At 65.8% G+C, this 25254-nt stretch carries 24 protein-coding genes and 1 pseudogene; 9 read left to right on the plus strand and 16 right to left on the minus strand.

Features of this window, described 5'->3' with window-relative positions; all coding sequences use genetic code 11:
* Positions 1–488 precede the first annotated feature (488 nt).
* Positions 489–1343, plus strand: a complete 855-nt coding sequence (locus H1B27_RS07185) for a helix-turn-helix domain-containing protein (protein WP_197965502.1) — start codon at positions 489–491, stop codon at positions 1341–1343.
* Positions 1340–1594, plus strand: a complete 255-nt coding sequence (locus tag H1B27_RS07190) for a hypothetical protein (protein WP_061882106.1) — start codon at positions 1340–1342, stop codon at positions 1592–1594. The genes H1B27_RS07185 and H1B27_RS07190 overlap by 4 nt, the downstream gene beginning before the upstream one ends.
* Positions 1595–1719: 125 nt before the next feature.
* On the opposite strand, the gene H1B27_RS07195 is transcribed toward H1B27_RS07190, so the two are convergent.
* Entirely contained in the window at positions 1720–3081 is a 1362-nt protein-coding gene (locus H1B27_RS07195; protein ID WP_197965503.1) for an amidase, read from the minus strand.
* On the minus strand, positions 3068–4264 hold the full coding sequence (locus tag H1B27_RS07200; protein WP_197965504.1) for an MFS transporter: 1197 nt from the start codon (positions 4262–4264) through the stop codon (positions 3068–3070). Before H1B27_RS07200 ends, H1B27_RS07195 begins: the two co-directional genes overlap by 14 nt.
* 26 nt (positions 4265–4290) lie before the next feature.
* Here H1B27_RS07200 and H1B27_RS07205 point away from each other — a divergent pair, with 26 nt between their 5' ends.
* Positions 4291–4626 carry a hydroxyisourate hydrolase gene (locus H1B27_RS07205; protein ID WP_197965505.1) on the plus strand — a complete coding sequence of 112 codons (336 nt, stop codon included), beginning with the start codon at positions 4291–4293 and terminating at the stop codon, positions 4624–4626.
* On the opposite strand, the gene H1B27_RS07210 is transcribed toward H1B27_RS07205, so the two are convergent.
* From H1B27_RS07210 to H1B27_RS07225, 4 genes are all read right to left on the minus strand, one after another.
* Positions 4627–5442 carry an ABC transporter permease gene (locus H1B27_RS07210; protein WP_197965506.1) on the minus strand — a complete coding sequence of 272 codons (816 nt, stop codon included), beginning with the start codon at positions 5440–5442 and terminating at the stop codon, positions 4627–4629.
* A complete protein-coding gene (locus H1B27_RS07215; protein WP_197965507.1) occupies positions 5442–6305 on the minus strand; it encodes an ABC transporter permease in 864 nt (287 codons plus the stop codon). The genes H1B27_RS07210 and H1B27_RS07215 overlap by 1 nt, the downstream gene beginning before the upstream one ends.
* A 231-nt stretch (positions 6306–6536) precedes the next feature.
* The gene (locus tag H1B27_RS07220) at positions 6537–7583 is read right to left on the minus strand and encodes an ABC transporter substrate-binding protein (protein WP_197965508.1); all 1047 of its coding nucleotides are present in this window, start codon (positions 7581–7583) and stop codon (positions 6537–6539) included.
* 30 nt (positions 7584–7613) lie between these two features.
* A complete protein-coding gene (locus H1B27_RS07225) occupies positions 7614–8708 on the minus strand; it encodes an ABC transporter ATP-binding protein (RefSeq protein WP_061882113.1) in 1095 nt (364 codons plus the stop codon).
* Between the two features lie 88 nt (positions 8709–8796).
* Between H1B27_RS07225 and H1B27_RS07230 the strand changes: the two genes are divergently transcribed.
* Positions 8797–10188 carry an amidase gene (locus H1B27_RS07230; protein WP_197965509.1) on the plus strand — a complete coding sequence of 464 codons (1392 nt, stop codon included), beginning with the start codon at positions 8797–8799 and terminating at the stop codon, positions 10186–10188.
* On the opposite strand, the gene H1B27_RS07235 is transcribed toward H1B27_RS07230, so the two are convergent.
* Both H1B27_RS07235 and H1B27_RS07240 read right to left on the minus strand, forming a co-directional pair.
* A complete protein-coding gene (locus tag H1B27_RS07235) occupies positions 10189–10938 on the minus strand; it encodes an aspartate/glutamate racemase family protein (protein ID WP_061882115.1) in 750 nt (249 codons plus the stop codon).
* 2 nt (positions 10939–10940) lie between these two features.
* Positions 10941–11571: pseudogene (locus tag H1B27_RS07240) on the minus strand (GntR family transcriptional regulator).
* Positions 11572–11597: 26 nt separating this feature from the next.
* On the opposite strand from H1B27_RS07240, the gene H1B27_RS07245 reads away from it, so the two are divergent.
* The 5 genes from H1B27_RS07245 to hydA are packed head-to-tail and all read left to right on the plus strand — an operon-like array spanning position 11598 to position 16375.
* Complete coding sequence (locus H1B27_RS07245; RefSeq protein ID WP_061882116.1) at positions 11598–12602, plus strand: ABC transporter substrate-binding protein; 1005 nt, start codon at positions 11598–11600, stop codon at positions 12600–12602.
* Positions 12586–13437, plus strand: a complete 852-nt coding sequence (locus H1B27_RS07250) for an ABC transporter permease (protein WP_194388115.1) — start codon at positions 12586–12588, stop codon at positions 13435–13437. Before H1B27_RS07245 ends, H1B27_RS07250 begins: the two co-directional genes overlap by 17 nt.
* Positions 13437–14213, plus strand: coding sequence for an ABC transporter ATP-binding protein (locus tag H1B27_RS07255; protein ID WP_197965510.1), 777 nt, complete (start codon positions 13437–13439; stop codon positions 14211–14213). Before H1B27_RS07250 ends, H1B27_RS07255 begins: the two co-directional genes overlap by 1 nt.
* A gap of 9 nt (positions 14214–14222) precedes the next feature.
* Positions 14223–14954, plus strand: a complete 732-nt coding sequence (locus H1B27_RS07260; protein ID WP_197965511.1) for a maleate cis-trans isomerase family protein — start codon at positions 14223–14225, stop codon at positions 14952–14954.
* 11 nt (positions 14955–14965) lie between these two features.
* Entirely contained in the window at positions 14966–16375 is a 1410-nt protein-coding gene (hydA, locus tag H1B27_RS07265; RefSeq protein ID WP_197965512.1) for a dihydropyrimidinase, read from the plus strand.
* A 266-nt stretch (positions 16376–16641) separates the two neighbouring features.
* On the opposite strand, the gene H1B27_RS07270 is transcribed toward hydA, so the two are convergent.
* The 8 genes from H1B27_RS07270 to H1B27_RS07305 are packed head-to-tail and all read right to left on the minus strand — an operon-like array spanning position 16642 to position 25249.
* Positions 16642–17268, minus strand: coding sequence for an FMN-dependent NADH-azoreductase (locus H1B27_RS07270; RefSeq protein ID WP_197965513.1), 627 nt, complete (start codon positions 17266–17268; stop codon positions 16642–16644).
* A 3-nt stretch (positions 17269–17271) separates the two neighbouring features.
* A complete protein-coding gene (locus H1B27_RS07275) occupies positions 17272–18846 on the minus strand; it encodes an isochorismatase family protein (protein WP_197965514.1) in 1575 nt (524 codons plus the stop codon).
* A gap of 19 nt (positions 18847–18865) precedes the next feature.
* The gene (locus H1B27_RS07280) at positions 18866–19714 is read right to left on the minus strand and encodes an MBL fold metallo-hydrolase (protein ID WP_197965515.1); all 849 of its coding nucleotides are present in this window, start codon (positions 19712–19714) and stop codon (positions 18866–18868) included.
* Positions 19715–19744: 30 nt separating this feature from the next.
* On the minus strand, positions 19745–20629 hold the full coding sequence (locus H1B27_RS07285) for an amidohydrolase family protein (protein WP_197965516.1): 885 nt from the start codon (positions 20627–20629) through the stop codon (positions 19745–19747).
* Positions 20626–21744, minus strand: coding sequence for a vWA domain-containing protein (locus H1B27_RS07290; RefSeq protein WP_197965517.1), 1119 nt, complete (start codon positions 21742–21744; stop codon positions 20626–20628). Before H1B27_RS07290 ends, H1B27_RS07285 begins: the two co-directional genes overlap by 4 nt.
* The gene (locus tag H1B27_RS07295; RefSeq protein WP_172784497.1) at positions 21741–22622 is read right to left on the minus strand and encodes an AAA family ATPase; all 882 of its coding nucleotides are present in this window, start codon (positions 22620–22622) and stop codon (positions 21741–21743) included. The genes H1B27_RS07290 and H1B27_RS07295 overlap by 4 nt, the downstream gene beginning before the upstream one ends.
* An 11-nt stretch (positions 22623–22633) precedes the next feature.
* Entirely contained in the window at positions 22634–23656 is a 1023-nt protein-coding gene (locus H1B27_RS07300) for a xanthine dehydrogenase family protein molybdopterin-binding subunit (protein WP_197965518.1), read from the minus strand.
* The gene (locus tag H1B27_RS07305) at positions 23657–25249 is read right to left on the minus strand and encodes a xanthine dehydrogenase family protein molybdopterin-binding subunit (RefSeq protein ID WP_197965519.1); all 1593 of its coding nucleotides are present in this window, start codon (positions 25247–25249) and stop codon (positions 23657–23659) included.
* Between the last annotated feature and the right edge of the window lie 5 nt (positions 25250–25254).

Raw genomic sequence — 25254 nt, forward strand, 5'->3', positions numbered from 1 at the left:
GACGGCGGACCAGAACCGCAGGCCGGCGCGGCTCATGGACAAGCCCGTGGGCCGATCAAAGTTCGTCATCGTCTCAGCTAGGGCTTCTTCTCATCGCAGCCGCGTTGATGCCGCGATTTGATCGCGCCCACAATATCCCCCTAGAGGATTTTCGTGCCCTCTTAGAAGACCCCGTGGATAGTCCAATGCGGCGAGGGCGGCGCGACGGAAATTCCCCAGCGAAACAAGGCCTATCGGTGATTTTGCCCATCGCGGACGCGTCAACTTACCGCAGGCAGGGCAGCTTCAGGGCTCGAGGCTGGGGCGGAGTGTTCCGCTCGCTCTCTCGCCCGCGATCATACCTACGTATGACGCGGTTAACCCGAGACCTTATCCATGCACCCGCGCGTAGAATGGAGCGTGCGGATCGCCGAGCTACTCTGTTCCCATAGCATTCGGACAAGCCGGCCAGGCATTGCTGGTGCAAATTGGGACAAGGAGGTTCGACGATGTCGCTGCAGATATCATACCCGCAAAATGCCGAGGATCATGTCGCCGCCACGATGGACGTCTCTCCCATCGACGGCCCGCAGCTGCGGTCATTGAAGCGTTCGCCGCGCTCCAGCGAGGCGGCAGTGATGCTCTCCCTCGTGCATCTGGATGTTGCGCTGGCCATCGAGTCGCCTGCGCCGGACGTGCGGGGATCTGCCAGTGGCGGGCCAAGCTTCAGGGTGTCGGCAAAACGCCTTGCGCACGCGTCCGCGGAGTCCGATCGGGAGACGGGTGCGGAGGGAAGCGCGGACCCGGTGATGCGGCGCCTCTCGGATGCACTCGCGGCAACCAAAGCCATGCAAGATCCGCATTCCGCTATTCTCGTCGACGCATTGCGCCTGGCCATTCTGACCCGGAAGGCCAGCGGGGGAACGACGGCCGGACGAGGCCAGTCCGAGCCGACCGAGAGCGACCGCGGAGGGCACGCCTGCCGGGCGGTGCGGTCGTTGCAAAAATGGCGTCTCAAGCGCGTCATGCAGTATATCGACGACAATCTGGACGCGAAGGTCACCTTGCAGCATCTGGCCGCCGTTGCTGGCCTCAGCCGGATGCACTTCGCCGCGCAGTTCCGGGCGGCCGTCGGCATGCGGCCGCACGAATATTTGCTGAAGCGGCGGATCGAGCGTGCTCAGGAATTGCTGCAGCGGTCGGACATCTCGCTCGTAGACATCGCCTTGACCGTCGGGTTCCAGACCCAGGCTCATTTCACGACAGTCTTCAAGCGCTTCGCCGGCAATACGCCATATCAGTGGAGGAGTGCTCACCTTGCGCAATTCCTGCCGTTGCCGCGCCCCGAAGCGAGGGCGTCATGACCAGCGTCGGTTTGCAGTCCCTGTTGCTGCCGCTGCTCGGCATTCAGTCGGCGCTGGTGTACCACGAGCTCATGGGATTGTTCGAGATCGCGCGTGTCCTCAGTGCCTCCTATCGCTTTGCATCCTCGGGATCCGGGTTAGGCGCTCTTTACGGTCGCTTCACTCTGAACTTCTTCAGGACTATTGTCGGAGGCATCGCACACTATGCATTGATGGACCGGTCGATCGAGGAGGCGGTCCCGCAGGCTTGAAAAAGGCGTTGGACCGATACGAGCGGTTTCGCAGTCGGCTCGACGGGCCCATTATGGCCGAGCGATCCGAGATGCGCAGACGAGCAGGTGTTCGAGGTCGATGTGCCGCTCAGTCACGGCAGGATTTACACTCGCAGGATGGCCTCAATCTCTTGCGCTGCTCCGAGCAGCGAGCGGTCTTGTCCGCGCGCGGCGATGATCTGAAGGCCGAATGGAAGCCCGCACCGATCCGTTCCGCACCGAATCGAAATCGCCGGCAGGTGGGCGTGATTGATAAAGGGCGTGAACACCGCGTGGGCCCGCGGGCTTGCGGGTTTTCCACCGATCATGTCCGGGCCGAGCTGCGTCAGCGGCCACGCGACGCATGGCACAGTCGGCGTCAGCAAGAGGTCAACTTCAGTGAAGAAAGCCGCGAAGGCATTGGCGATCGCAGCGCTTGCGAGTAGCGCTCCGGCAACCTCGGCACCCGACCAGGAGAGACCTCGCTCGATCTGCCTGGCGATGTCGGGATCGAAGATGGTAGGATCTTTGCGGAAAGTATCACCGTAGAGTGCCGCGAGACCCGCATGCTGAAGCGGCATGATGGCGTCTTCCGTGGTGCCTGCCGGCCAAACGGGATCGCGTTGCGTGATGCACAAACCTGCCGCGGAAAGGCGCTCGATGGCGGAGGCGAGCCCATTCGCGACGACGTCATCAATCGCGACATCGAGGCCAAGGCGCGGCGAGAACGCGATGCGCTGGCCGCCGATGTCTTCGGCCTGCAGCGCAACGACAGAAGAATCCGGATCGCGCGGATCGGCGCCGACCATGGCTTCGAACACCAGTGCGATATCGGCCGCATCAGCTGCGATCGGCGCGATGACGGAGAGGCCAAAGAAGGGCTCGGCGAAACCTGGCCCATAGGGGATCGCGCCATAGGACGGCTTGAAGCCGGCGACCCCGACATGGGCTGGCGGCCTGCGGCTCGAGCCACCCGCATCGGTGCCGATCGCGAGCGGCACGAGGCCGGCCGCAACCGCGGCCGCCGGTCCCCCCGACGAGCCACCTGGCGTCAGCGCGGGATCGAGCGGATGCCGCGTTGACCCATACAGCGGCGAGGTGGTGACGCCCTTGCATGCGAACTCGGATGTTGCGCCGATGCCGACGACGACCGCTCCGGCCCTGCGCAGGCGCTCGATCGCGACGGCATCGTGCGGTGCGATGAAATCGCTAAACAGGCGCGAGCCCTGCGTCACGCGCCAGCCGCCGACCCAGATGTTGTCCTTCACGATGACGGGGACGCCGGCGAGCGGCATCGCCTCGCCGGCACGCAGGCGATCGTCGACCGCCGCAGCGTCGGCCAGCGTGTGTGCGGGATCGATCGTGACGACCGCGTTCAACGCCTTAGCGGCCTCGATCCGCGCGAGCGCGGCCTTTGCGGTTTCGACGGCGCTCGTCCGCCCGGCTGCGAAATCGGCCGCGATCTCGCGGGCACTATGCGCTGGCATTGGCACGGCCTCCCCAGATCAGCGCCACCGTGCCGCAGAGGGCGAGGCACGCCAAGGCAAAGAAGGCCGCGCCGAGGCCGGCCACACCATCAAGGATTGATACCAGCGCGGGCGCCACCAGCAGGCCGGCATAGGATGCGGTCAGCACCGCGCCGGTGGTTTCGCCGATCCGGTCTTGAGGGGCGAGGCGGGCGATCTCGGCAATGAAGACGCCATTCCAGCCCGACGCCGTCAAGCCGAACAACGCCGCAATCGCGAACTGCCAGGTGCGACTGAGCGATCCGCCGTCGAGGCCGAGCAGCGCGGCGCAGAAGGCCATGCCGAGACCGATGACGATGAGCACCATGCGCGGAGCATCGAGCCGCATCGCCACAAATCCCCAGCCGAGCCGGCCGACGAGGCCGCCAGCTTGCGCGCAGGCGAGCGCCATGCCGGCCTCGATATGGCTGAGGCCGAGCTCGCGGGTGCCGAGCGTGACGAACACCGTGTTGAGCGACACCTGCATGGCGCTGAACGGCATCGAGGCCAGCGCCAGCATCGCGATACGCCGGTCCGCTGTCATCAGCGCCAGCCGCGCGCGGAGATCGAGCTTTGGGGGCGGGACGAGCTTGACGGCGTAGGCCGGCCGTAACCATTCAAACAGAACGATCGCCAGCAGCGCGCAGAGGCCCACCACCGCATAGCACCAGGCCGGTCCGAATGCGATGGCGATCGCGGGCAGGGCCAGCGAGCCGCAGACAGCGCCAATCTGGTTGCCGGTCTGGCGCACCGAGAACACGAAGGTGCGCCGCTCGGCGGTCACGAGCCGCGCCAGCAGCGCCGCGCTCGCCGGTGTTTCGGGCCCCATCGCAAGGCCAAGGCAGATGCCCGCGGCCAGCAGGGCGGCGGTCGATCCGAGCGCGGCCAGCGCCATGGCGACGACGATGGCCGCCGCGCACAGGCTCGCGATCCGCAGCGAGCCTGCCCGCGCGATGAAGCCGCCGCCCCAGAACGAGGCCGGGATGCCAACGGCGAACACAGCGCAGGAGAATATCGAGAGCTGCCAGACCTCGATATGGGCGCGCGGCGCGACCACGCCAGGCGCGAACAAGGCAAACGCAACGAGGGCCTGCAGCAAGGTCATCGCGCCAAGGGCCGGCAGCAATGCGGGTGCTGGCCGAACGGCCGCGTTTCTGTCTACCATGGCGGCTTGCTCATGGGAGGAACAACGTGGCAGGCGGCATTTCCATTCACGCGGTTGATGTGGCGAGCGGGCGGCCGGCGCAGGGGCTGCGCGTCGAGATCTGGCGGATCGATCCGGACTCCGCGCGCATCGCCGACGGGCGGCTCGGCGCCAACGGCGCGCTCGATCATCCCGTCGCGCAAGGCGCTGGCGTGACGGCCGGCGAGTACGAGGTGCTGTTTCATCTCGGCGAGTTCTTTGGCGAGCGCGACGGTTTCCTGACCGTGACGCCGTTCCGGTTCCGCATCAAGAACGTTGACGAGCATTTTCATCTGCCGCTGAAATTCACGCGCTGGGGCTACTCGCTGTTTCGCGGTGCCTGATCAGTTGGTCAGGCGCCGCGACAGGCCAGTTACACGCTCCATGACCGCGACCAGCGCGACGGTGGCGATGATCAGCACGCCGGAGAGCGCGGCGATGGTCACGTCGAGCTTGCCTTCGAGATCCTGCCACATCCGGATCGGCAGCATGTCGGTCGCGGCATCGCGCAGGAACAGCGACACCGGCACGTTGTCGAAGGACGACATGAAGGCGATGAAGGCGCCCGCGATGATGCCGGGCCGGATCAGCGGCAGCACGATGCGGCGGAACGTGTAGAGACGGCTTGCCCCCAGCACGGCCGAGCTTTCGAGCAGGGTCGGCTCGAGCTGGGCGAGGGCGGCGACGGTGTTGCGCACGACATAGGGGACGCAGACCACGGTGTGTCCGATCACCAGCGTCAGCGGCGACACCGGCAGGCCGACCAGCGAGAACAGCATCAGGGCGGCAAGGCCGAAGGCGAGCGCCGGCAAGACCAGCGGCGACATGAAGAGGGAATCGAGCAGCCGTGCGGACAACGTCCGCGACCGCGAGATTGCGAGCGCGGCTGCGACGCCGAGCACAACGGAGAGGCCGGTCGCCCAGAACGCCACGATCAGGCTGTTCTTCGCCGCGAAATGCAGTTGCCAGGCATTCCACAATTCGGCGTACCAACGCAGCGAATAGCCGGGCGGCGGGAAGCGCAGCGAGAAGCCGCTCGTGAAGGAGACGATCACAACGACCAGCGACGGCGCGATGATGATGATCAGCGCGATCACCGCGATCACGGTCATGACCAGCTCGAAGCTCAGGGCTTCCAGGGTACGCCTGCGGCCGCTCATTACGCGCCTCCATGGCCGCGCGACAGGCGGCCGAGCGTGGTGAAGACCGAGACGACCGCGAGCACGGCGAGCAGGAAGATGATGGAGATCGCCGCCGCAAACGGCCAGTTCTGGAGCGTGGAGGCTTGCTGATAGAGATACATCGGCATGAACAGCATCTGCCCGCCGCCGACCAGCGACAGGGTGATGAAGGCGGTGATCGCAGCGGCATAGGTCAGCGTGCAGCCGGCGATCACGCCGGGCAATGACAGTGGCAGCACGACGCGGAAGAAGGTGCGCCAGCTTCCGGCGCCGAGCGAGCAGGAGGCATCGTCGAGATTGGGCTCGATGCGGCCGAGCGCGGTGATCAGCGGCAGCGTCATCAGCGGCATCTGCACCTGCGCCAGCGCGATCACCACGCCGAACTGTGTATAAAGCAGCTTGAGGGGGGTATCGATGATCCCCAGCGATTGCAGCGTGGCGTTGATGATTCCCTGCCGGCCCAGGATGACGATCCAGGCGAAGGTGCGCACGACCACGCTGGTCAAAAGCGGCAGCAACACGATCAGGATGATGATGGTCTGAAGCTTTGGTCCGACTCGTTGATAGAGCCAGGCGATGGGAAAGCCGAGCACGAGACAGACGGCGGTTACCTCGGCGCCCAGCAGCAGTGTCGAGCCGAGCACGCCCAGGCTGAATGGATCGGTGAGAAAGTGCAGGTACTGGCCGAGCCCCCAGTGGAGCCCGGCCGTGTCGTTGTGCAGCGAGAGCCAGAACAATTGCAGCAGCGGCGCGACGAAGAAGAGGAGGAAGAACAGCGCCAGCGGCGCTGCCAATCCCATCCCGTAGGATGTCACATCGCGTGATGCCGGTGCTGTGCCCATCGCCATTCCTCGAATGTTCTAGGATGAAATGGTCTTAAGTTGAATCAATCGGCCGCGGACTCGGTGCACCTCTCCCGCTTGCGGGAGAGGTCGGCGCAATGCGCCGGGTGAGGGTTCTCTCCTCTTGGGGGGTCTCGATTGCGGAGATACCCTCTCCCCAGCCCTCTCCCGCAAACGGGGGAGGGTGCACACCTCCCTCGTCACGGCAGTCGAATCTAATCTCATCATGCTCTAGATCTTGATTTCGCGGTTGAAGCGTTCGATCCAGGCCGAGCGCTGCTCGTTGATCTTCTTCCAGTCCTGGAACACGAACTTCTTCTTCAGCTCGGCCGTGTCCTTGGCCAGCACGCGCGCGATCTCACCGCCCATCGTGACCTTGGAATTGGTCGGCACGATCAGATAGGGCGGATTCATCAGCGTGGTCTGCACCTCCGGTGTCAGCGCCGCCTCGATCAGCTTGAACGCGAGCTCGCGGTTCGGCGAGTTCTTGACGATGTGGATCGTGGTCTTGAAGGCGATGGCGCCTTCCTTGGGCGCCACGAACTCGACCGGCACGCCGCGCGCTTTCAGGATCTGGATGGCGTTGAAGTTGCCGGGCGAGATGTCGATCTGGCCCTGCTGGAACAGGGTCGCGAGTGCGCCGGGATTGGCGGCGACCGCGGCGAGATTGGGCTTGAGCTCTTCCAGCGCCTTGAAGGCGGGATCGACATTGGCTTCCGAGCCGCCGCGCATCTTGGCGATCTCGACCAGCCATCCGGTGCCGAGCGTCGAGTTGAGGTTGGTGATTCCGACCCGGCCCTTGAACTCGGGCTTCCAGAGGTCGGCCCACGATGTCGGCGGCGTCTTGACGGCTTCCGGATTGTAGGTGAGGCCGACGACCTGGAAGAACGGGGCAGGGCCCATCGGCTCCTGCGCCTCGGCGATCAGGTCCTTGTAATGGACGCTTTTCTCGACCGGATAGGGCTCGACCAGATCCTGGCCGATGGCGATGAGTGCAGGGCCGGGATCATGCAGCATGACGTCGATCGGCGGATTGGCTTTCGCAGCGTTGACCTTGGCGATCTGGTCCACCGAGAGCATGGGATCGAGCACGATCGCGGCGTCTGCGTTCGCCTTGCGAAATGCCGGCACCAGCACGGCCTTGTGAGCTTCCTCCCAACTTCCGGTGAAGGTCGCGAACACCAGTGGGCGAGCCTGGGCAAAGCTCAAACCTGGAAATGCCTTCATGGCCCCGAGCGTGAGCGCCGTGGTCAGCAGGCTTCTGCGGTTCATGATCATATCAAACTCCCCTCTGGACAAAGACTGGATTTAAAGCGTTGCGGGAAAGGCGTTGGCGAGCGACGGGGCGAGCGGCGCGAGGCGCACCGCAGCACCGTTCTCCAGCGCGCGCGTCTCGCCGATGCGCGCCTGGGAGACCTTGACGCCGGAGCCGTCGGCGGTCGTGACCTCGTGGACGACGGTCGCGCCCAGCGGCAGCGACATGCCGACGACGCCGGCAAAGCCGGTCTCGTCGCCGACGAATTGCAGATGCTCGGGACGGATGCAGACGGTGACTCGGCCACCTTCGCTGAGCGCCCCGCCGGCGGGCCGTGCGATGATCTCCGCGCCGGCGTCGAGGCGCACCTTGGCGGCGGTACGGTCCGCCGAAACCACCACGCCGGGCATGCGGTTGGTCGAACCGACGAAAGTATTGACGAACAATGTCTGCGGCCGGTCGTAGACGTCGGACGGTGTGCCGAACTGCTCGAGCTTGCCGTGGCTCAGCACGGCGACGCGGTCCGCCATCGATAGCGCCTCTTCCTGGTCGTGAGTGACGATGAGCGTGGTGATGCCGGAAACGCGTTGCAGCCGCTTGACCTCGATCTGCATGTCGAGCCGCAGATTCTTGTCCAGCGCGGCAAATGGCTCATCCAGTAGCAGGATCGACGGCTTGATCGCGAGCGCCCGGGCCAGCGCGACACGCTGCTGCTGGCCGCCGGAGAGTTGCCTCGGGAGCCGCTCACCCATAGCCGGCAGCTGCACCAGATCCAGCAGGCGTTGCGCCTCGCGCTGGCGCGTCGCCTTGTCGATGCCGCGGGCGGCGAGGCCGTAGGCGACGTTCTCACTGATCGACAGGTGCGGAAACAGCGCGTAGTTCTGGAACACGATCCCGACGGCGCGGCGGTTCGGCGGCAGCGTGTCCACGATGTCGTCGCCGATGATGATCCGTCCTTGCGTCTGCGCGATGAAGCCGGCGATGATACGCAAGAGCGTTGTCTTGCCGCAGCCGGACGGGCCGAGCAGGGCGATGATCTCGCCACCCTTGATGTCGAGATTGATGTTCTCGACTGCAAGCGCGCCACTCGGGTACCGGTGCGTGACCGCATCGACGACGAGCGATCGGCCGCCTTGCGTTTCAGCCATGGTGTTGCCTCCCGTTGCCCCAGAGGAGAAAGCAAGTCTCATGCCCGTGCCTGTCGCTTTTCGGCGCGCGCTCAGGCATGGTGGCCCGATGACATCGGATCGATCGGTTTGCTACCTCACAACCACGGAGCTTGCTCGCACGATTGCGAGGCGCGAACTGTCCTCGCGTGAGGCCGTTGAAGCGCATCTTGCGCGGATTGCGAGTCTCAACAGTCGGTTGGCGGCGTTCGTGACTGTCGATGCCGATGGTGCTCGCCGCGCCGCGCAGATTTGCGATGCGACATCGGAGCCGCTCGGTCCGCTGCACGGTGTGCCTATCGGGATCAAGGACCTCACCGACACCGGCGGGCTTAAGACGACCTATGGATCGATGCTGTTTCGCGATCACGTTCCGGCCGAGGACGATCTGGTGGTCGCGCGGCTGCGCCGCGCCGGTGCGATCATTCTGGGCAAGACCAACACGCCGGAGTTCGGTTTCGGCGCGGTCTGCACCAACCGATTGTGCGGGCCGACGCGCAATCCCTACGATTCCGCACTGACCTCCGGCGGATCGTCCGGCGGCTCTGCCGTCGCTGTCGCGGCGGGCATGGTGCCGTTGGCGCATGGCACCGATTTCGGCGGCTCGGTGCGCACGCCCGCAAGCTTCTGCGGCGTCGCCTCGATCCGGCCGACGCCCGGCCGCATTCCGTCGCCGCGCCGGCCGCTCGGCTGGGACATGCTGGCGACCCACGGTTTCCTGGCCCGCGGTGTCGATGACCTCGCGCTTGCGCTGTCCGTGTGCAAGGGAAGCGATGGGCACGACCCGGTATCGCTCGGCCTCGGCAGCGACGATTGGTCGAACGCGGGACGTCCGAGGATCGCCGTCACACCCGATTTCGGCGTTGCACCGGTCGCGCGCGACGTTCGCGTGCGTTTCACCACCGCGTGCGAGGCGCTGGCCCGGGTTGCCGAAATCGTGCCGTCGTCGCCCGATTGTAGCGGCGCGGTCGAAACCTTCCGCGTGCTGCGCGCTGCGCACATCGCCAACAGCTATGGCGAGTTGCTGAGGACCCGGCGTGCGGAGCTCACTCCGACGGTGATCTGGAATATCGAGGCCGGCACGAAACTGTCCGCGCAGGACTACCTCAACGCAGAACGGCGTCGCACTGCCATCTACCGCAGCTTTCGCGAACTGTTCATCGGTACCGATTTCCTGATTGCGCCGGCCGCGTCCGTCTTCTCCTGGCCGAACGAGATCAGCGATGTCACCGCAATTGACGGGGCGGCATTGGAGACGCCGATCGACTATCTCGCGGTCACCTTCATCGTGTCGCTGGTCGGCTTTCCGGTCCTGACCATACCGGTACGACGACGAGAAGCGAGCGAACTGCCCTTCGGCATCCAGATCATCGCGCTGCCGGGCGGGGAATCCCGCTTGTTTGCCTTTGGCCGTGTTCTCGAGAACGAATTGGGCTTTTCGCATCGTCGGCCGCCTCTCTGATCAGCTGTCGCGATGCTCGATCCGGGCGGCGAGCGCAGCGGCGAGACCGAGGGTCGGTTTGGCCGCGGGCCGCTGGAACGTTCCCGTTGCTGCCTTGCGCAGGCGCAAGGCCACCAGCGCTTCGGCCTGCTTCACTGAGGCAACGACCTGATCGACCACGGGAACGGGAATCCGGTCGGCGACGCGCTCGGCGAGGCCGGAGAGCGGGGCCCCGGCAAAGATCAGAACATCGGCCTTGTCCTCGACGATGGCGCGGTGGGCGAGTTCGACCAGCACGTCCTCCTTCTCGGTGCCGACCTCGGAGATGGCCTGAAACGGCGTATCGAGCATGCGGATGCCGGCGCAACGCTCCCACAGCCCGTGGGCGCGGACGCACTCCTCGTACCAGGGACCAAGCGCCTGGGCGAAGGTGACGATGGCGAAGCGACGCCCCGCCATGCAGGCGGTCAGCATCGCTGCTTCCGCCATGCCGACCACGGGAATGTTGAAGGTCTCGCGCGCGGCGAACAGGCCGGGATCGCCGAAGGCCGCGATGATCGCGGCATCGACCCTCCTGTGCTGCTCGGCCAGCATCTCCAGCGCAATGGCCCCGCCGATCTGCGCCTCGGTGCGCGTCGCGATATAGGGCACGCCGCGGGTCGCTGTGCAGGGGATCAGCTCCGTCCCGGGCGAGACCGCCCGCTGCCCGACACCCATCATCAGGTGCGTGACCTCGGCGCTGGTGTTCGGGTTGAGCAGCAGCAGCTTCATGACTATGCCGCTGTCTGCTTGGCCTGAGAGGCGGCGAGGACTTCGAGCAGGGCCGTGCCGGTGCGCGCGACATGCGCGCCGAGCAGGCGGCCCGCCGCTTCGCCGTCGCGCGCTTCGAGGGCGGCCAGGATATCGGCGTGCTCGTCGACCGAATTGCTCCAGCGCCGGTCGGCGCCGAGGGCGAGATATCGCGCGCGCTCGGCCCGGGTGATCAGCGTCTCGTGAGCTTCCCGCAGCGGCGTGTTGCGGGCCATGCGGACGATGGCGTTGTGGATCTCGCCGTTGATGGCGAAATAGTCGTCCAGCTTGCCGCTGCGGTGATGACCCTCCATGCGGGCCTGAAGCGTGCGCAGGCGGGCGAGGTCGCGCTCGGTCGCGCGCTCCGCAGCGAGCTCGGCGGCGAGCCGCTCGATTCCGGCGAGCGCCTCGAACAATTCCGAGATGTCGTCCGCCGCGATATCGGCAATGCGCGGGCTGCGGTTGGGGCGAAGCTCGATCAACCCCTCCGCGGCAAGCACTTTCATGGCCTCGCGCAAGGGGGTGCGGGACACGCCGAGCTCCTTTGACAGCCAGGTCTCCTGGGTCTGCGAACCCGGCGGCAGTTCGACGGATGATCCTGCGCAATGCGCGGATATCGCGCCTTCGGAGCGGAGTAAGCGATGCGGATGAGTTTGCGACTGGGTCTAGTGGCAATGGCGGCAATGCTTGGCGGAGGCGATCTCGCCTCGGCGCAGACGGCGAAGATCAAGCTCGGCTACGCCAAATGCGCGCACTGCTTGCCGATGTCGCTGATCCCAGGCATGGCCAAGGGCGTCGAGGTCGATGCCACCGGCTTCAACTCGGGGAACGACGTTCTCACCGCCTTGATATCGAAGAGCATCGACGTCGCGCAGGTCACCTATCTCCACTACATCACCGCGCTCGACAAAGGCTTTGACGTTGTTGCCGTGTCCGGTCAGATCAATGGCGGCTCGGAATGCCTGTCCTCCGCGAAGCTGAGCCTGCCGCCCGAGGACTGGGCCACGTTCAAGGCGACCGTTGCGAAGGCGAAGAGCGACGGTCAGCCGCTGAAGGTTGCGGCCTCCCGCGGCAACGCGCAGGACATCCATATGCGCGGGGCATTCCTCAAGCAGGGCGTCGATCCCAACAAGGACATCCAGTTCATCAACATTCCCAATCCGTCCGACCATCTCGCTGCACTCCAGCGCGGCGAGGTCGACATGATCTGCTCGGTCGAGCCGTTTGCATCGCAAATCCGGCTCGCCGGTGCCGGCAAGCACTTCGTGTTGCCGTATGAACAGGCCGCAGGCAATCTGACCAACTTGATCGTCACCCGCTCCGACGTGATCGCGGGCCAGCGCGTCGGCGTCCAGGGCGTCGTCAGCGCCGTGGTCGAGCTCGACAACAAGCTGATCGCCGACAAGGGGCCGTGGATCGAGGTCATCAACAAGCTCACCGGCCTCGACAAGACGGTCGCGACGGAGGCGCTGAAAAATGCCTCGCCCGATCCTGCGATCCATCGGTCGCAGACGCTGGCGATCGCCGCCATGATGCGCGACCTCAAATACATCTCCAAGGACGTCTCCGCGGAAGCGGAGAAGAACATGGACTATTCGTTCCTGGAAAAGGCCACGGGAAAGGCCAAGAATGACCTCGGTTACTGACGTCTCGCCCGCGAGGCCGACGTTCCGGCTGACGCGGGCGTTCCAGGGGCTCGAACGCCTCGTCGTCCCCGCGCTGCTGATTGCGGGCTGGGAGGCGTTTGCCCGCAGCGGCATGCTGCCGCCCGCGCTGCTGCCGGCGCCGAGTGCGGTGCTGCATGCGCTCGGCGACTGGGTGTTCGGCTTCGACGAGACCACGCAGACCTACTCTGGCCATTGGCTGCGTGATGCGCTCGCCAGCGCTCTTCGCGTCTTTGGCGGCTTTGCATTGGCCAGCCTGCTCGGCATCCTCGCCGGGGTCGCGATCGGTTGGTCGCGGCTGTTCGAGAAGACGCTGGAGCCGACGCTGCAGATGTTGCGCCCGATCCCGCCGGTATCCTGGATTCCGCTCGCCATCATCTGGTTCGGCATCGCCGACAAGCCGGCGATCTTCCTGGTCTTCCTCGGCGCATTCTTTCCGGTGCTGATGAACAGCATCCATGGTGTCAAGACCGTGGACCACAATCTCGTGCGGGCCGGCGCGATGATGGGCGCGAACGGGCGGCAGATGCTGACGGACATCGTGCTGCCGGCGGCGCTCCCCTCGATCTTCGCAGGGCTTCGCATTGCGGTCGGTTCGGCCTGGATGCTGACGGTCACGGCCGAGATGGTCGCGGTGAAGAGCGGCCTCGGCTACGTGCTCTGGGATTCCTACTACTTCCTGCGCTACGACATCGTGCTCGCGGCGATGATATCGATCGGGCTGCTCGGCTATCTCTCCGACCTCGGCCTCAAGGCGATCATGGCGCGCACGCTGCGCTGGCAGCAGACAACCACCGTTCAGGGCAGGGCGGGCTGATGGCGGCAATCGAGCTTCGCAACATCGTCAAGGTGTTCTCCGACAAGCGGCGCGGCCGTGACCTGCTGACGCTGGACAACATCAATCTCGACATCGAGGCCAATGATTTCGTCTGTCTGCTCGGCCCTTCTGGCTGCGGCAAGTCGACCCTCCTGAACATCATCGCCGGCTTCGAGCAGGCGACCTCCGGTCGCACGCTGGTCGACGGCAGACAGGTGGAGCGGCCCGGCTCGGACCGTGGCGTGGTATTCCAGCAGCCGACCCTGATGCCGTGGCTGACAGCGATCGACAACATCGCCTTCCATCTCAAGCTCAAGGGCGTTGCCAGAGCCGAGCGGCACCAGCGCGCCATGGAGTTCATCGACCTCGTCGGCCTTCGCGGTTTCGAGCATCATCATCCTTCCGAAATGTCGGGCGGCATGAATCAGCGCGTGGGCATCGCCCGCGCGCTGCTGATGAACCCGAGTGTCATCCTGATGGACGAGCCGTTCGCGGCGCTGGATGCCCAGACCAAGCTCGAAATGCAGGAGGAACTGGTCGCAATCTGGCAGAAGCGCCGCTGTACCATCGTGTTCGTCACCCACAGCGTCGACGAGGCGCTGGTGCTCGGCAACAAGATCGTGGTCATGACCAGGCGGCCGGGCCGGATCCGCGAGGCCGTCAACTTCGACCTGCCGCGCCCGCGCGACATCACCAGCCCCGAGTTCAACGATGCAAAACGCCGCATCCTGTCCCTGATCCGCGAGGAGTCGACGCGCCTGGCGCAGGCGTCGTAAGGTTTCGACATGCGCAAGCGTCTCGGCATGATCACGCCGTCCTCCAACTCTGTGCTCGAGCCCGTCACCAGCGCCATGCTGGCCGACGCTCCCGGCGTCACTGCGCATTTTTCGCGCTTCCGCGTCACCGAGATTGCGCTCGACGCCGCCGCGCTGAACCAGTTCGATGCCTCCGCGATGCTTCCGGCCGCGGACCTGCTGGCGGATGCCAAGGTTGACGCCATCGCTTGGAACGGTACGTCCGCAAGCTGGCTCGGCATCGCCCGCGACCGCAGCCTGTGCGAGGCGATCACGGTCCGCACAAATGTGCCGGCGACGACATCGACGCTGGCCTGCATCGATGCCGCCCGCGCGCTCGGTGCCAGGCGCGTCGGCCTGGTCTCGCCCTATACCGACGATGTCCAGCGGCGCATCGCCGACGTCTGGGCCGAGGAGGGCGTTGCTCCGCATGCCGAGCGGCATCTGGGCTTGCGCGACAACTTCTCCTTCGCCGAGGTCGCGCCGGCGGCGATTGCGGACATGATCCGTGCTGTGGCGGCGGAGGGGGCTGACGTGATCGTCATTCTCTGCACCAATCTCGACAGTGCTGCCCAGGCGGCCTCGATGGAGCGGGAGCTGGGCGTCGCCGTGCTCGATTCGGTCGCAGTGACGCTGTGGCGATCGCTCGGCCTCGCCGGCGGCGACATCCGGGCGCTTGCGCAGTGGGGGCGGATCTTCCAGACATTGCCAGGCATCAAGTGACGGAGGCATCAGTGACGCAGCTCGACCTCGCCATTCGCGGCGGCACCATCGTGACGGCCAGCGACGAGTTTCGCGCCGATATCGGCATTTGCGACGGCCGCATCGTCAGCATCGCCGATAGCATCGAGGGCGCGGTACGCGAGATCGATGCGACGGGCCTATTGGCGCTGCCGGGCGGCATCGACAGCCACGTCCATATCTCGCAGCCCTCGGGCCCCGACGTGGTGATGGCCGACGATTTTGCCTCGGCGACGCGTGCGGCGGCGGCCGGCGGCAACACCATGGTGCTGCCCTTCGCGCTGCAGGAGAAGGGTACCTCGCTGCGCAGCTGCGTCGAGAACTATCGCAAGCTCGCCGAGGGCGAATGCTACATCGACACCGCCTTCCATCTCATCATCTCCGACCCGACTGCCGTGGTACTCGGGCAGGAGCTGCCGGCGCTGGTCAAGGATGGCTACACCTCGTTCAAGGTGTTCATGACCTATGACGACCTCGTGCTCAGCGACAAGCAGCTGCTCGAAGTGTTCGACGTCGCGCGCCGCGAGGAGGCGCTGGTCATGGTCCATTGCGAGGGCTACGACGCCATCCGCTTTCTCACCAGCAAGCTGGAGCGCGAAGGTCATATCGCGCCGTACTATCACGGCACCTCGCGACCGCAGGCGGTCGAGCGCGAGGCGACGCACCGGGCCATCAGCCATGCCGAGGTGATCGGCGTTCCCATCATGATCGTGCACGTCTCGGGCCGAGAGGCGATGGAGCAGGTGCGCTGGGCCCAGCAGTGCGGCCTGCCGGTGCATGCGGAGACCTGCCCCCAATACATCACGCTGACGGCCGACGACATGAAGGGCCTCAACATGGACATCACGGGCGCGAAATACGTCTGCTCGCCGCCGCCGCGCGATGTCGAGAGCCAGCAGGCGATCTGGGAAGGCATCACGTCGGGCGTGTTCCAGACCTTCTCGTCCGATCATTGCCCGTTCCGCTACGACGATCCCAAAGGGAAGCTGACGCCGAATGCGCGTACCTCGTTCCGCTGGGTGCCGAACGGCATCCCCGGCGTCGAGACCCGGCTGCCGATCCTGTTCTCCGAAGGCGTCTTGAAGGGCCGCATCACCCTGCAGAAGTTCGTCGAGTTGACCGCGACCAACCACGCCCGCATCTATGGCCTCTATCCGCGTAAGGGCTCGATTGGCGTCGGCTTTGATGCCGACATCGTTCTCTGGGATCCAAAATTGAAGAAGCCGATCCGGCAGGCCGATCTGCACCACGGCGCAGACTACACGCCCTGGGAAGGTTTCGAGGTCACGGGATGGCCGGTGACGACGATCGCCAGGGGGCAGGTGGTCTGCAGCCAGGGCCGGATCGTCGGCACCAAAGGTACAGGCCAGGTGCTCAGCCGGGGCAAGTCGAGCCTGATCTGATTCAGCTCGACTCGCCGCCGACTGCGCCTCTAGCGCGGAATGGCTTTAGGTCGATCGATTGCCACGGGCTCGGTGCAACCTCTCCCGCTTGCGGGAGAGGTCGCGCCCACCGGGTCGCGCCGAAGGCGCGCCCGATGACAGGCTCCGGCGCGGGTGAGGGCTTTCTCCTCTAAGGAATTATCCCATTGCGGAAACACCCTCTCCCGCAAGCGGGAGAGGGGGCCGACTACCGTCGTTGCAGCGATTAAGACTCATCTCATCGCGCTTCAGAAGGTCGCGGCCATTGCAGCGAGGCGTTGATGGGCCCGTTCGCGGGCAGCATCGATCGGCGCTTGCGGTCCCGTGGTTGGACCGATCAGAACGAAACGGACATTTCTGATGCCGATGAAGCGCAGGATTTCCCGCAAATAGGGCGTAGCCATATCGATCCGGCCGCGGTTCATGCCGGTGGCAAAATCGCTGCCGCTTGCGATGATCACCAGCGTCGGCCGGTCGTTGAGCAGCGGCAGATATCCCTGCGATGGATCGAACCGAAAGGTGAGACCGGGCTGGACGATGATGTCGAACCACTGCTTGAGCTTGTAGGGAATGCCGAAGTTCCACATCGGGGTCGAGATCAGCACCCGATCGGCCAGCGAAAAGCGTAGCGCCATTCGCTCGGCCTCGGCAAAGCTGTCGCGTTGGGTGCCGTTGAAGGCCTGAGCCTTCATGCGTGCATATTTGGCCTCGACAATGGGGCCCGTGAATTCCGGCATCCGCTCGCGCCAGATGTCCACGAGATCGACGTCCCAATCCGGCCGAGCTTGGCGAAATCCGTCAAGAAAGACGCGCGCTCCGGCACTCGACTCGGACTCGGCGCGGGGCGAGCAGGTCAGATGAAGGAGCTTTGCCACAGCTCATCCCAGCGCTCTGATCACGGTGTCGGCTCTGGTCACGACGGCGACGTTCTGCATGGCGAAGTTGATCGAGGCGTGGTGCCAGTCGGCATTCATGGTCGAGCAGCAATCCTCGGGCACGATCATGAAATAGCCCTTGTCGGCGCCGGTCCGCGCTGTGTGCTCGACCGACATGTTGGTCCAGGCGCCGGTATTGATGATCATGTCGCGGCCGGTGGCCTTGAGAATCGTCTCCAGCCGCGTACCTTCCCAGGCGCTCATGCGCATCTTCTCGACCACGAAATCGCCGGGCCGCGGCTCGAGGCCCGAAACGGGCGCGGCGCCCCAGCTTCCGCGCACCATCGCCTTGCTGTCGACGAGGCCCTCGAACAGCGGCGCGTTCAGTGTGACGCCGGGGGCGCCGGGCTCGACGACGAACCAGACATGGATGATGACGACGCCGCGGGCCCGTGCGGCTTCCGCCAGGCGCCGCACATTCTCCACGACATGCTGCTGCTTGGCGTGTCCCGGCGCGCCGGACTCGGCGAAGGCGCCGCCGTCCATGATGACATCATTCTGGAGATCCTGGATGATCATGGCGCAGCGTTGCGGATCGAGCCGCAGCTCACCCTCGGCGAGAATGGGCGCGGCCGGGGCGGAGCTCGATGTTGCGCCACCGCTGCTTCGCCGGCCGCTCATATACGGCTCGTGCCGCGGACCGGCCTTGGTCGGGATCGCATAGACCGAACGCGTCGCGGTCAGGTAGAGCGTGCGGAAATCCGGCCCGCCCCAGGCGAGGTTGGCGACCAGCTCCGGCACGCGGACCTTGCCGAGCAGTTCGCCCCGTGGCGAATAGACCCAGATGCCGCCGGGTGCCGTAACCCAGACATTGCCGTGCTGGTCGCACTTCATGCCGTCGGGCAGACCGGGCTCGAGTTCGGACTTGATGCCGCTCGCAAACACCCGTGCATTGGCCAGCGAACCGTCGCCGTTGACGTCGAAAACGCGGACCAGGGCCTGCACGGTGTCGTTGACATAGAGCAGCCGCTCGTCAGGCGAGAAGCACAGCCCGTTCGGCTGATCGAACAGATTGCGCTCGACCACGAGCTTCGGCTCGCTGCCGGGCACGAGGCGATAAACGCCCTGGAAGCCGAGCTGGCGCGGCCGCTCGACGCCATAGACCGGCATGCGGCCATACCAGGGATCGGAGAAATAGATCGCGCCGGATGAGTGCACGCAGACGTCGTTCGGGCTGTTGAGCTCCTGGCCGCCGAAATGCGAGGCCAGCACCTCGCGCCGTCCGTCCGGGCGTTCGCGGACCAGCGACGAGGTCGCGTGCTCGCAAACAATCAAATTGAGCTCGGCGTCATAGGTCATGCCGTTGCATTTGTTCGATGGGCGTTTGACCTCGACGACGCCCCGCCGCGCATCCCAGCGCCTGCGCACGTCGGCCGGCATGTCCGAGAACAGCAGATAATGATCGACCGGATGCCAGATCGGCCCTTCCGTGAAGTCGAAGCCGGTGCCGATCTGGGCGACCGGCGCATAGGGGTCGATCAGGGTCTCGAACTCGCTTCGCAACGTCACATGCGTCATCGGTCGATCCTCGACAACCTTAAGCCGGGAACCAGTTGCGCTGGGGGAGGGACTGTACGATCGGGCCGGGGACCTGATCATGCAGCCGACCCACGACGTTGCCGCCTTCGATCTTGGCGGGCCGGTCGTGCACCGGGAGCAGGTAGCGCGAATTGCTGAGAAGCTTCTTGATGGCCGCCTTCTCTGCGCGCTTGGTGGTGCCATGGTTGCCGGTGGTGCGCGGCTCCCAATCGTGTATTTCATGGAAAGGCGTGACGATCTGATCGTTGAAGTCGTAGATCACATCGCCGCAGATGGTCGCAATGCCGTCGGCTGTGTGGACGATGATATTCATCGAGCCCTCGGTGTGCGCGTTGGCGGCGTCGCAATAGACGCCGGGCATCAGCTCGATCGGTCCGGTGATCTCGAGATCCAGGAAGCGCAGCGCGCTCTTGGTGTGCAGGCGGTCGATCAGGTGCTTGATGTCGGGCGCCGGATATTGCGGATGCATCAGGCCGGAGACGGAATATTCGAGCTCCCTGCGGTTCAGGACGACGGTCGTGTTCATCGGGAACAGATCGTCCTTGCCGGCATGGTCGATGTGCAGATGGGTGTGGCAGACGAAGCGAACGTCGCCCATGCGGACGCCGTGGCGCGCGAGCTGGTTCTCGATCATGTTCTCATGATACTGGAGACCCCGCATGCCCAGCGTCTCCATGATCTGATTGGAGCGATAGCCGGTGTCGACCACGACCGGATAGGGGCCGCCGAGGATCAGGAAGCCGAGGGTGAGGACGCGGCGGGTGCGGCCGCAGTCGCGGCCGAGCACCAGGAAGCTCGATTCCAGCTCGATATCGCCGTAGTCCAGGATCTTGATCTCCAGCGCCATTCGTTTCCCTCCTGTCTCGTTTCTTGTCTGTCAAAGCCGATAGACGCGCGTCGCCGTCGTCCTGAAGACCGCATCCTGCTGCTCCGCATTGAACGGGGCGGCTGCGGCGCGAAAGGCTCCGACGAGCTCGCGGTAGCTGGTCCACAACTTCTCGATCGGAAAATTGGAGCCAAACAGGCAGCGCTCGGCGCCGAAGATCGCGACGGTGTCGGCGAGCACGGCGGCGATATGCGCGGGATCGTTGCGATGGATGAAGGTGCCGAGACCCGAGAGCTTCGAAACAACGTTCGGACAGGCCGCAAGTCGCGCCATGCCGGCGCGCCAGGCGTTGCGGCCAGACGGTGAGAGGTCCTCCAGCATGCCGGCATGCTGGAGGATGAAGGTCACCTTTGGACAAGCGTCGGCCAGCTCCGCGGCCTCCGGCATCTGTGGCGTGAACACCTGCAGGTCGAAGCTCCAGCCGTAATCGGCCAAACGCGCGACGTTGCGGCGGATCATGGGGTCGGCGCAAAGATCCGAGCGGGCCGCAAAGCGGTAGAGCGGGTTCTCGTGCCAATGCAGCTGCATGCGCACCCCGCGCAGCAGCGGATAGCGTTTGAGGCGGTCGAGCTGCGGACGCACGTCGTCGACCGCGAAATTGGCGTAGGCGACGATGGCGTGCGGCCAGCCGTGCTCATCAGCCGTCTGCTGCACCCAGGCAGCCTCGTCCTCGAAACGGTCATTGGCCCAGTTGGTCTGGACGTAGACGGAGCGGGTGACGTCGCTGCCCTTGAGGTCGTCGAGATATTCCTGGATCGGATAGTCGCGCCGGATCGGCTCGTAGGGACCGAAGATGCGGGGCTGCATGGGACCGGTCAGCCAGGGCAGGTCGGCCTGCCGCCAGATGTGATGATGGCCGTCGACAATACCGTTCACGCAGCTCTCCTTCCCAGTGCCAGGACGTGGGCGACGATCGATGCGCTCGATCCGCCGTCCACGAGATCGTCGACGAAGCGTTCGATCGCGACCAATGCTTCGGTCTGCGGACGGAAGCCGGGGCCTGTCGCAAGGGGCGTCAGCCAGCTCAGGCGCCAGGCCCGCCGCGACAGTTTCGCGACGGCGTCGCGAAGGGCGTCCGGTTCGCCGCGCTCGAGTCCGTCCGACAAGATGACCACGGCAGCGCCGCGGGCGTAACCGCCGAACCGCGGGACCGCGAGAAAGGCCTGCAGCGCGTCGCCGATGCGGGTGCCGCCGTCCCAGTCGCTGACGAGATGCGCTGCCGCATTCAGCGCCTGCTCGCGGCGTTTCAGCCGCAGTGCGCGGGTGACACGGGTCAGCCGCGTGCCGAAGGTGAAGACCTCGACGCTCGGCGCGGCCTGCACCAGCGCGTGTGCAAGCTTCATATTCTCTTCGGTGCGGCTCTTCATCGAGCCGGAGACGTCGATCAGCAGCAGGATCTTGCGCGGGCGCTGGCGCCGCTTCATGTGGCCGAGACGCAGGATCTCGCCGTCGCTGCGGACGCTGTCGCGCAAGGTGCGGCGGAGGTCGGCGAACGGGCCGCGGCGCGCCCGCATGCGGCGGTGCCCACGCCGCCGCGGCAGGCGCCGCGGGGCCTCGCGTGCCAGGCGCCGGAGGACATCGGTCGTGGAGAATTGCGCGAAGCGGCGCTCGACCAGAGCCTCGGTGCGCGTCGCAGTGAGGCCGGACTCGTTGGCGTCGTCGGAGAGCAGTGGCTCCTCGTCGCCGCGACCTTCCTCCTGCAGGCGAACGGTCTCATCGTCCTCGCCGTCTTCGGCATGCTCGATCGCCTCGCCGCCACGGAAATGGAGGTCGAACAGCCGGTCGAAGGTGGCGCGGCGCTCGGGCGGCGGAGCGAGGGTGGCGAGCGCAGATTGCTTGATGTCGTCGAGGTTGCGCGGTCCCAGCAGCGCGATCGCGGCGAGGAACGCGGTAGTCTGCTCCGGCGCCACGGCGAAGCCGTTGGCGCGCAGCAGCGCGACGAAGGAAACAAAGGTGCGGGCAGCGCGTGGAAGCTGCAGCTCGGGGCTCATGCGGTCGCCTCCGCGAGCATGGCATCGAGCCGCGGCGCAATGAAGTGCAGGTCCTCTTCGTCCTTCAGCGCGACGCCGATCGAACGTTTGAAGGCATCAGGCCAGCGCGCGCCGCCCTTGTTGAGGAGGGTCGCGGCCTCGGCCCAGTCGACGGCTTCGGCGATGCCGGGCGCCTTGCTCAGCGGTTCGCGCCGCAATCTCTCGACGGCAGCGACGACGGCGCGGGCCGTGGCCTCGGCGACGCTGGATGCGCGCATCATGATGATCCGCGCCTCCCGCTCGGCGCTGGGATAGTCGATCCAGTGATAGACGCAGCGGCGGCGCAATGCCTCGTGCAGATCGCGCGTCCGGTTGGAGGTGAGCACGACGACCGGCCGCTCGGCCGCGCGCACTGTGCCGCGCTCGGGAATGGAGATCTGGAAGTCGGAGAGGAATTCGAGCAGGAAGGCCTCGAATTCCTGGTCGGCCCGGTCGATTTCGTCGATCAGGAGCACGGTTGAATCGGGCGCGCGCAGCGCGGCCAGCATCGGCCGCTCGATCAGGAAGGTCTCGCCATAGATGTCGATGCTCTCATCGCCGGCCTGGCGGATCGCCAGCATCTGGCGCGGATAGTTCCACTCGTAAAGCGCGGCAGAGGCGTCGATGCCCTCGTAGCATTGCAGGCGGATCAGGCGGCGGCCGAGCACGGCGGCGATGGCTTTGGCGGCTTCCGTCTTGCCGACGCCGGGCGCGCCTTCCAGCAGCAGCGGCTTGCCCAGCGCAAGCCCGAGATAGGCGGCGGTCGCAAGGCCCTCGTCGGCGAGGTAATAGGCTGCCCGCAACGCCTTCTCCAGCGCCTCCGGACTGTCGATGCCGACGATGTTGCTGCGAACCGCCACGGCCGATCCCCCTAGCGCCGTGCCTGCGGCCGTGCGCCGCCTTGCGCCTTGATTGCGCGCAGCACCTTCTCCGGCGTGATCGGCAGGTCGTCGATGCGAACGCCCACGGCGTTGAAGATCGCATTCGCCACCGCCGGCAGCACGGGATTGGCGCACATCTCGCCAGGCCCTTTTCCCCCGAAAGGACCGTCAGGCGCCGGACGCTCCAGCACGGCAATATCGTGCGGGCAGATGTCGCCGGGACCTGGCATCAGATATTCGACGAAGTCGCGGGGGCCGTGGACGGGATCGGGATAGTATGGCTCCGGCGTCTCGTAGAGCGCGTGACCGACGCCCATCCAGGCGCCCCCGACGAGCTGCTGCTCGACCAGCCGCGGATTGAGCGCGCGGCCGAGCTCGTAGGCGGAGTCCATCCGGACCATCGCGATCTCGCCGGTCTCGTCATCGACCTCGACCTCGGCGACGAGGCAGGCATGGGCATAGCAGGTTGCTGGCGACATCTCGCCGGTTTCGGGATCGACGTCCGACAGCGGCACAAGAAAGATGCCGCGTCCGGAGATGGTCTTGCCCTGCTTGAACTGCGCGGCAATGGCGACGTCCTTTGTCGAGATCGAACGGTGCGGCGCGCCCTTGACGTGGATATTGCCGCGGCCGTCGGTTTCGAGATCGGCGGCGTTAACCTCGAGCTCCTCGGCGGCGGCCTCCATCATCACGCCGCGCGCCTCCCGGGCGGCCGCCATCACGGCGTTGCCGACGCGATGGGTGCCGCGCGAGGCGAACGAGCCCATGCAGTGCGGGCCGGTGTCGGAATCGGCGGTGTCGACATAGACGTCCTCGACCGGCACGCCCAGCGTCTCCGCGCAGATCTGCCGCGTCACCGACTTCATGCCCTGGCCGAGGTCGATCGACGACAGCGCCACGGTGAACTTGCCGCTCGGGTTGGAATGCACCAGCGCCTGGCTCGGATCGCCGCCGAGATTCATGCCGATGGGATAATTGATCGACGCCATGCCGCGTCCGCGATGCCTGGTCATCTAGCGCCTCCTGGTGCCGAACACGGAGGAGAAGCGAGTCGCGCCGTGTGAAGGCGCGGCTGGCCGCGGCGGGGGAGGTGGCGGCGCCGGCGGCGGTGGCTCGCGCGGCGGTTCGCGGGTGACGGTGGGCGGGAGCCGATCGTAGCTGGTGCGCTGCTGTGCCGGAGTCGTCGGTCTCGGACGCGCATCCCCCGGCGTCGGCGGGATCGCGGCGCGGCTGCCGCCGCCGTCCTTGCGCGAGGAGGCGCGCCTGAACTCGTCGCGGATCGGCCATTTGGCTTTTTCCGCCGCAACCTGGACGCACTCGATCAGCGCGGTGTTCTTGGCCTCGCGCCGATGCGCCTTCATGTCGCCGTCGCGATAGGCGTTGAGGATGCGGAACTCCATCGGGTCCATGCCGACGAGGTTTGCCAGCTTGTCCATCTGGCATTCGATGGCAAAGTCCATTGCGGTGACGCCGAAGCCGCGCATGGCGGTGGCCGGCGTCCGGTTGGTGAAGACGCAATAGACGTCGCCATAGACGTTCGGGATGGTGTAGGGCCCCGGCAGATGCGCGGCGCATTTCACGGCGGCATAGCTCGACAGCCGCGTATAGGCGCCGCTGTCGAAATAAGCGCGGATTTTGCGAGCGACGATGCGGCCGTCGCGCATGACGCCGTCCTTGATGTAGATGCGCTCGGCGCCGCGCGGCGGACCGTATTGCATCTCCTCCTCGCGCCCGAATACGTAGCGGACGGGACGTCCGGTCAGCATCGCGCCGAGGATCGCGAGCGGCTCGGTCAGCGTATCCACCTTGCCGCCAAAGCCGCCCCCGACGGTGCCGCCGATGAAGTGGAAGGTGTTGGAGGGCACGTCCAGGATCTTGGCGCAGGTGTCGACGGAGAAGAACAGCGCCTGGGTCGAAGTGTAAACGACGTAGCGGCCGTTGGTGTCGGGCGCGGCAATCGCGCCATTGGTCTCGGTCGGCGCGTGCTCGATCGGCGACATCTGGTAGCGCTGTTCCAGCACGTGGTCGGCGGTCGCAAGCGCCGCATCAACGTCGCCAAAGCGCAGGCGCTGGTGATCGTAGACGTCGTGATAGATGAAGGCGTTCTTCGGATAGGTCTCGTTGACGACAGGCGCACCGGTTTTGAGCGCATCCTCGACGTCGAACACGGTGGGCAGCGGCTCGTAGTCGATCTTGACCTTTGCGATCGCCTCGAACGCCTCGCGCTCGCTGTCGGCGACGACGGCGAGGATCGGCTCGCCCTTGTAGCGGACCTTGTCGACCGCCAGCGACGGCTCGTCGTCCTTGCCGAAGTTGATCAGGCTGAGCAGCGTGTTGAGGTTGCGTGGCACGTCGGCGCCGCGAATGATCCGGCGGACGCCGGCCGAGCGCTCGGCCTCGGTGGTATCGATGCGGCGCAGCCTTGCATGCGCTTGAGCCGAACGCACGACCTTCAGGTGCAGCATGCCCTGCAGCTTGTGGTCGTTGAAATAGCTGGACGTGCCCGTGATGTGGCCGAGCATGTCCTGGCGCTGGGTGCCCTTGCCGATTTCATTCAGGTTGTCGTCGCGCTCGTCGGCGAAGATGTCTTTGCGCAGTTCCAGCATGGTCG

The sequence above is a fragment of the Bradyrhizobium diversitatis genome, from assembly GCF_016031635.1.
Classification (GTDB): Bacteria; Pseudomonadota; Alphaproteobacteria; order Rhizobiales; family Xanthobacteraceae; genus Bradyrhizobium; species Bradyrhizobium diversitatis.

Excerpts from the sequence above, each read along its gene's own strand:
- H1B27_RS07210 (WP_197965506.1), bottom strand. The coding sequence starts at position 5,442 with ATGAGCGGCCGCAGGCGTACCCTGGAAGCCCTGAGCTTCGAGCTGGTC.
- H1B27_RS07255 (WP_197965510.1), top strand. The coding sequence starts at position 13,437 with ATGGCGGCAATCGAGCTTCGCAACATCGTCAAGGTGTTCTCCGACAAG.
- H1B27_RS07300 (WP_197965518.1), bottom strand. The coding sequence starts at position 23,656 with ATGACCAGGCATCGCGGACGCGGCATGGCGTCGATCAATTATCCCATC.
- H1B27_RS07190 (WP_061882106.1), top strand. The coding sequence starts at position 1,340 with ATGACCAGCGTCGGTTTGCAGTCCCTGTTGCTGCCGCTGCTCGGCATT.
- H1B27_RS07225 (WP_061882113.1), bottom strand. The coding sequence starts at position 8,708 with ATGGCTGAAACGCAAGGCGGCCGATCGCTCGTCGTCGATGCGGTCACG.
- H1B27_RS07230 (WP_197965509.1), top strand. The coding sequence starts at position 8,797 with ATGACATCGGATCGATCGGTTTGCTACCTCACAACCACGGAGCTTGCT.
- H1B27_RS07260 (WP_197965511.1), top strand. The coding sequence starts at position 14,223 with ATGCGCAAGCGTCTCGGCATGATCACGCCGTCCTCCAACTCTGTGCTC.
- H1B27_RS07220 (WP_197965508.1), bottom strand. The coding sequence starts at position 7,583 with ATGATCATGAACCGCAGAAGCCTGCTGACCACGGCGCTCACGCTCGGG.
- H1B27_RS07235 (WP_061882115.1), bottom strand. The coding sequence starts at position 10,938 with ATGAAGCTGCTGCTGCTCAACCCGAACACCAGCGCCGAGGTCACGCAC.
- H1B27_RS07250 (WP_194388115.1), top strand. The coding sequence starts at position 12,586 with ATGACCTCGGTTACTGACGTCTCGCCCGCGAGGCCGACGTTCCGGCTG.
- H1B27_RS07280 (WP_197965515.1), bottom strand. The coding sequence starts at position 19,714 with ATGGCGCTGGAGATCAAGATCCTGGACTACGGCGATATCGAGCTGGAA.
- H1B27_RS07275 (WP_197965514.1), bottom strand. The coding sequence starts at position 18,846 with ATGACGCATGTGACGTTGCGAAGCGAGTTCGAGACCCTGATCGACCCC.
- H1B27_RS07245 (WP_061882116.1), top strand. The coding sequence starts at position 11,598 with ATGCGGATGAGTTTGCGACTGGGTCTAGTGGCAATGGCGGCAATGCTT.
- H1B27_RS07305 (WP_197965519.1), bottom strand. The coding sequence starts at position 25,249 with ATGCTGGAACTGCGCAAAGACATCTTCGCCGACGAGCGCGACGACAAC.
- H1B27_RS07200 (WP_197965504.1), bottom strand. The coding sequence starts at position 4,264 with ATGGTAGACAGAAACGCGGCCGTTCGGCCAGCACCCGCATTGCTGCCG.
- H1B27_RS07290 (WP_197965517.1), bottom strand. The coding sequence starts at position 21,744 with ATGAGCCCCGAGCTGCAGCTTCCACGCGCTGCCCGCACCTTTGTTTCC.
- H1B27_RS07215 (WP_197965507.1), bottom strand. The coding sequence starts at position 6,305 with ATGGGCACAGCACCGGCATCACGCGATGTGACATCCTACGGGATGGGA.
- H1B27_RS07195 (WP_197965503.1), bottom strand. The coding sequence starts at position 3,081 with ATGCCAGCGCATAGTGCCCGCGAGATCGCGGCCGATTTCGCAGCCGGG.
- H1B27_RS07185 (WP_197965502.1), top strand. The coding sequence starts at position 489 with ATGTCGCTGCAGATATCATACCCGCAAAATGCCGAGGATCATGTCGCC.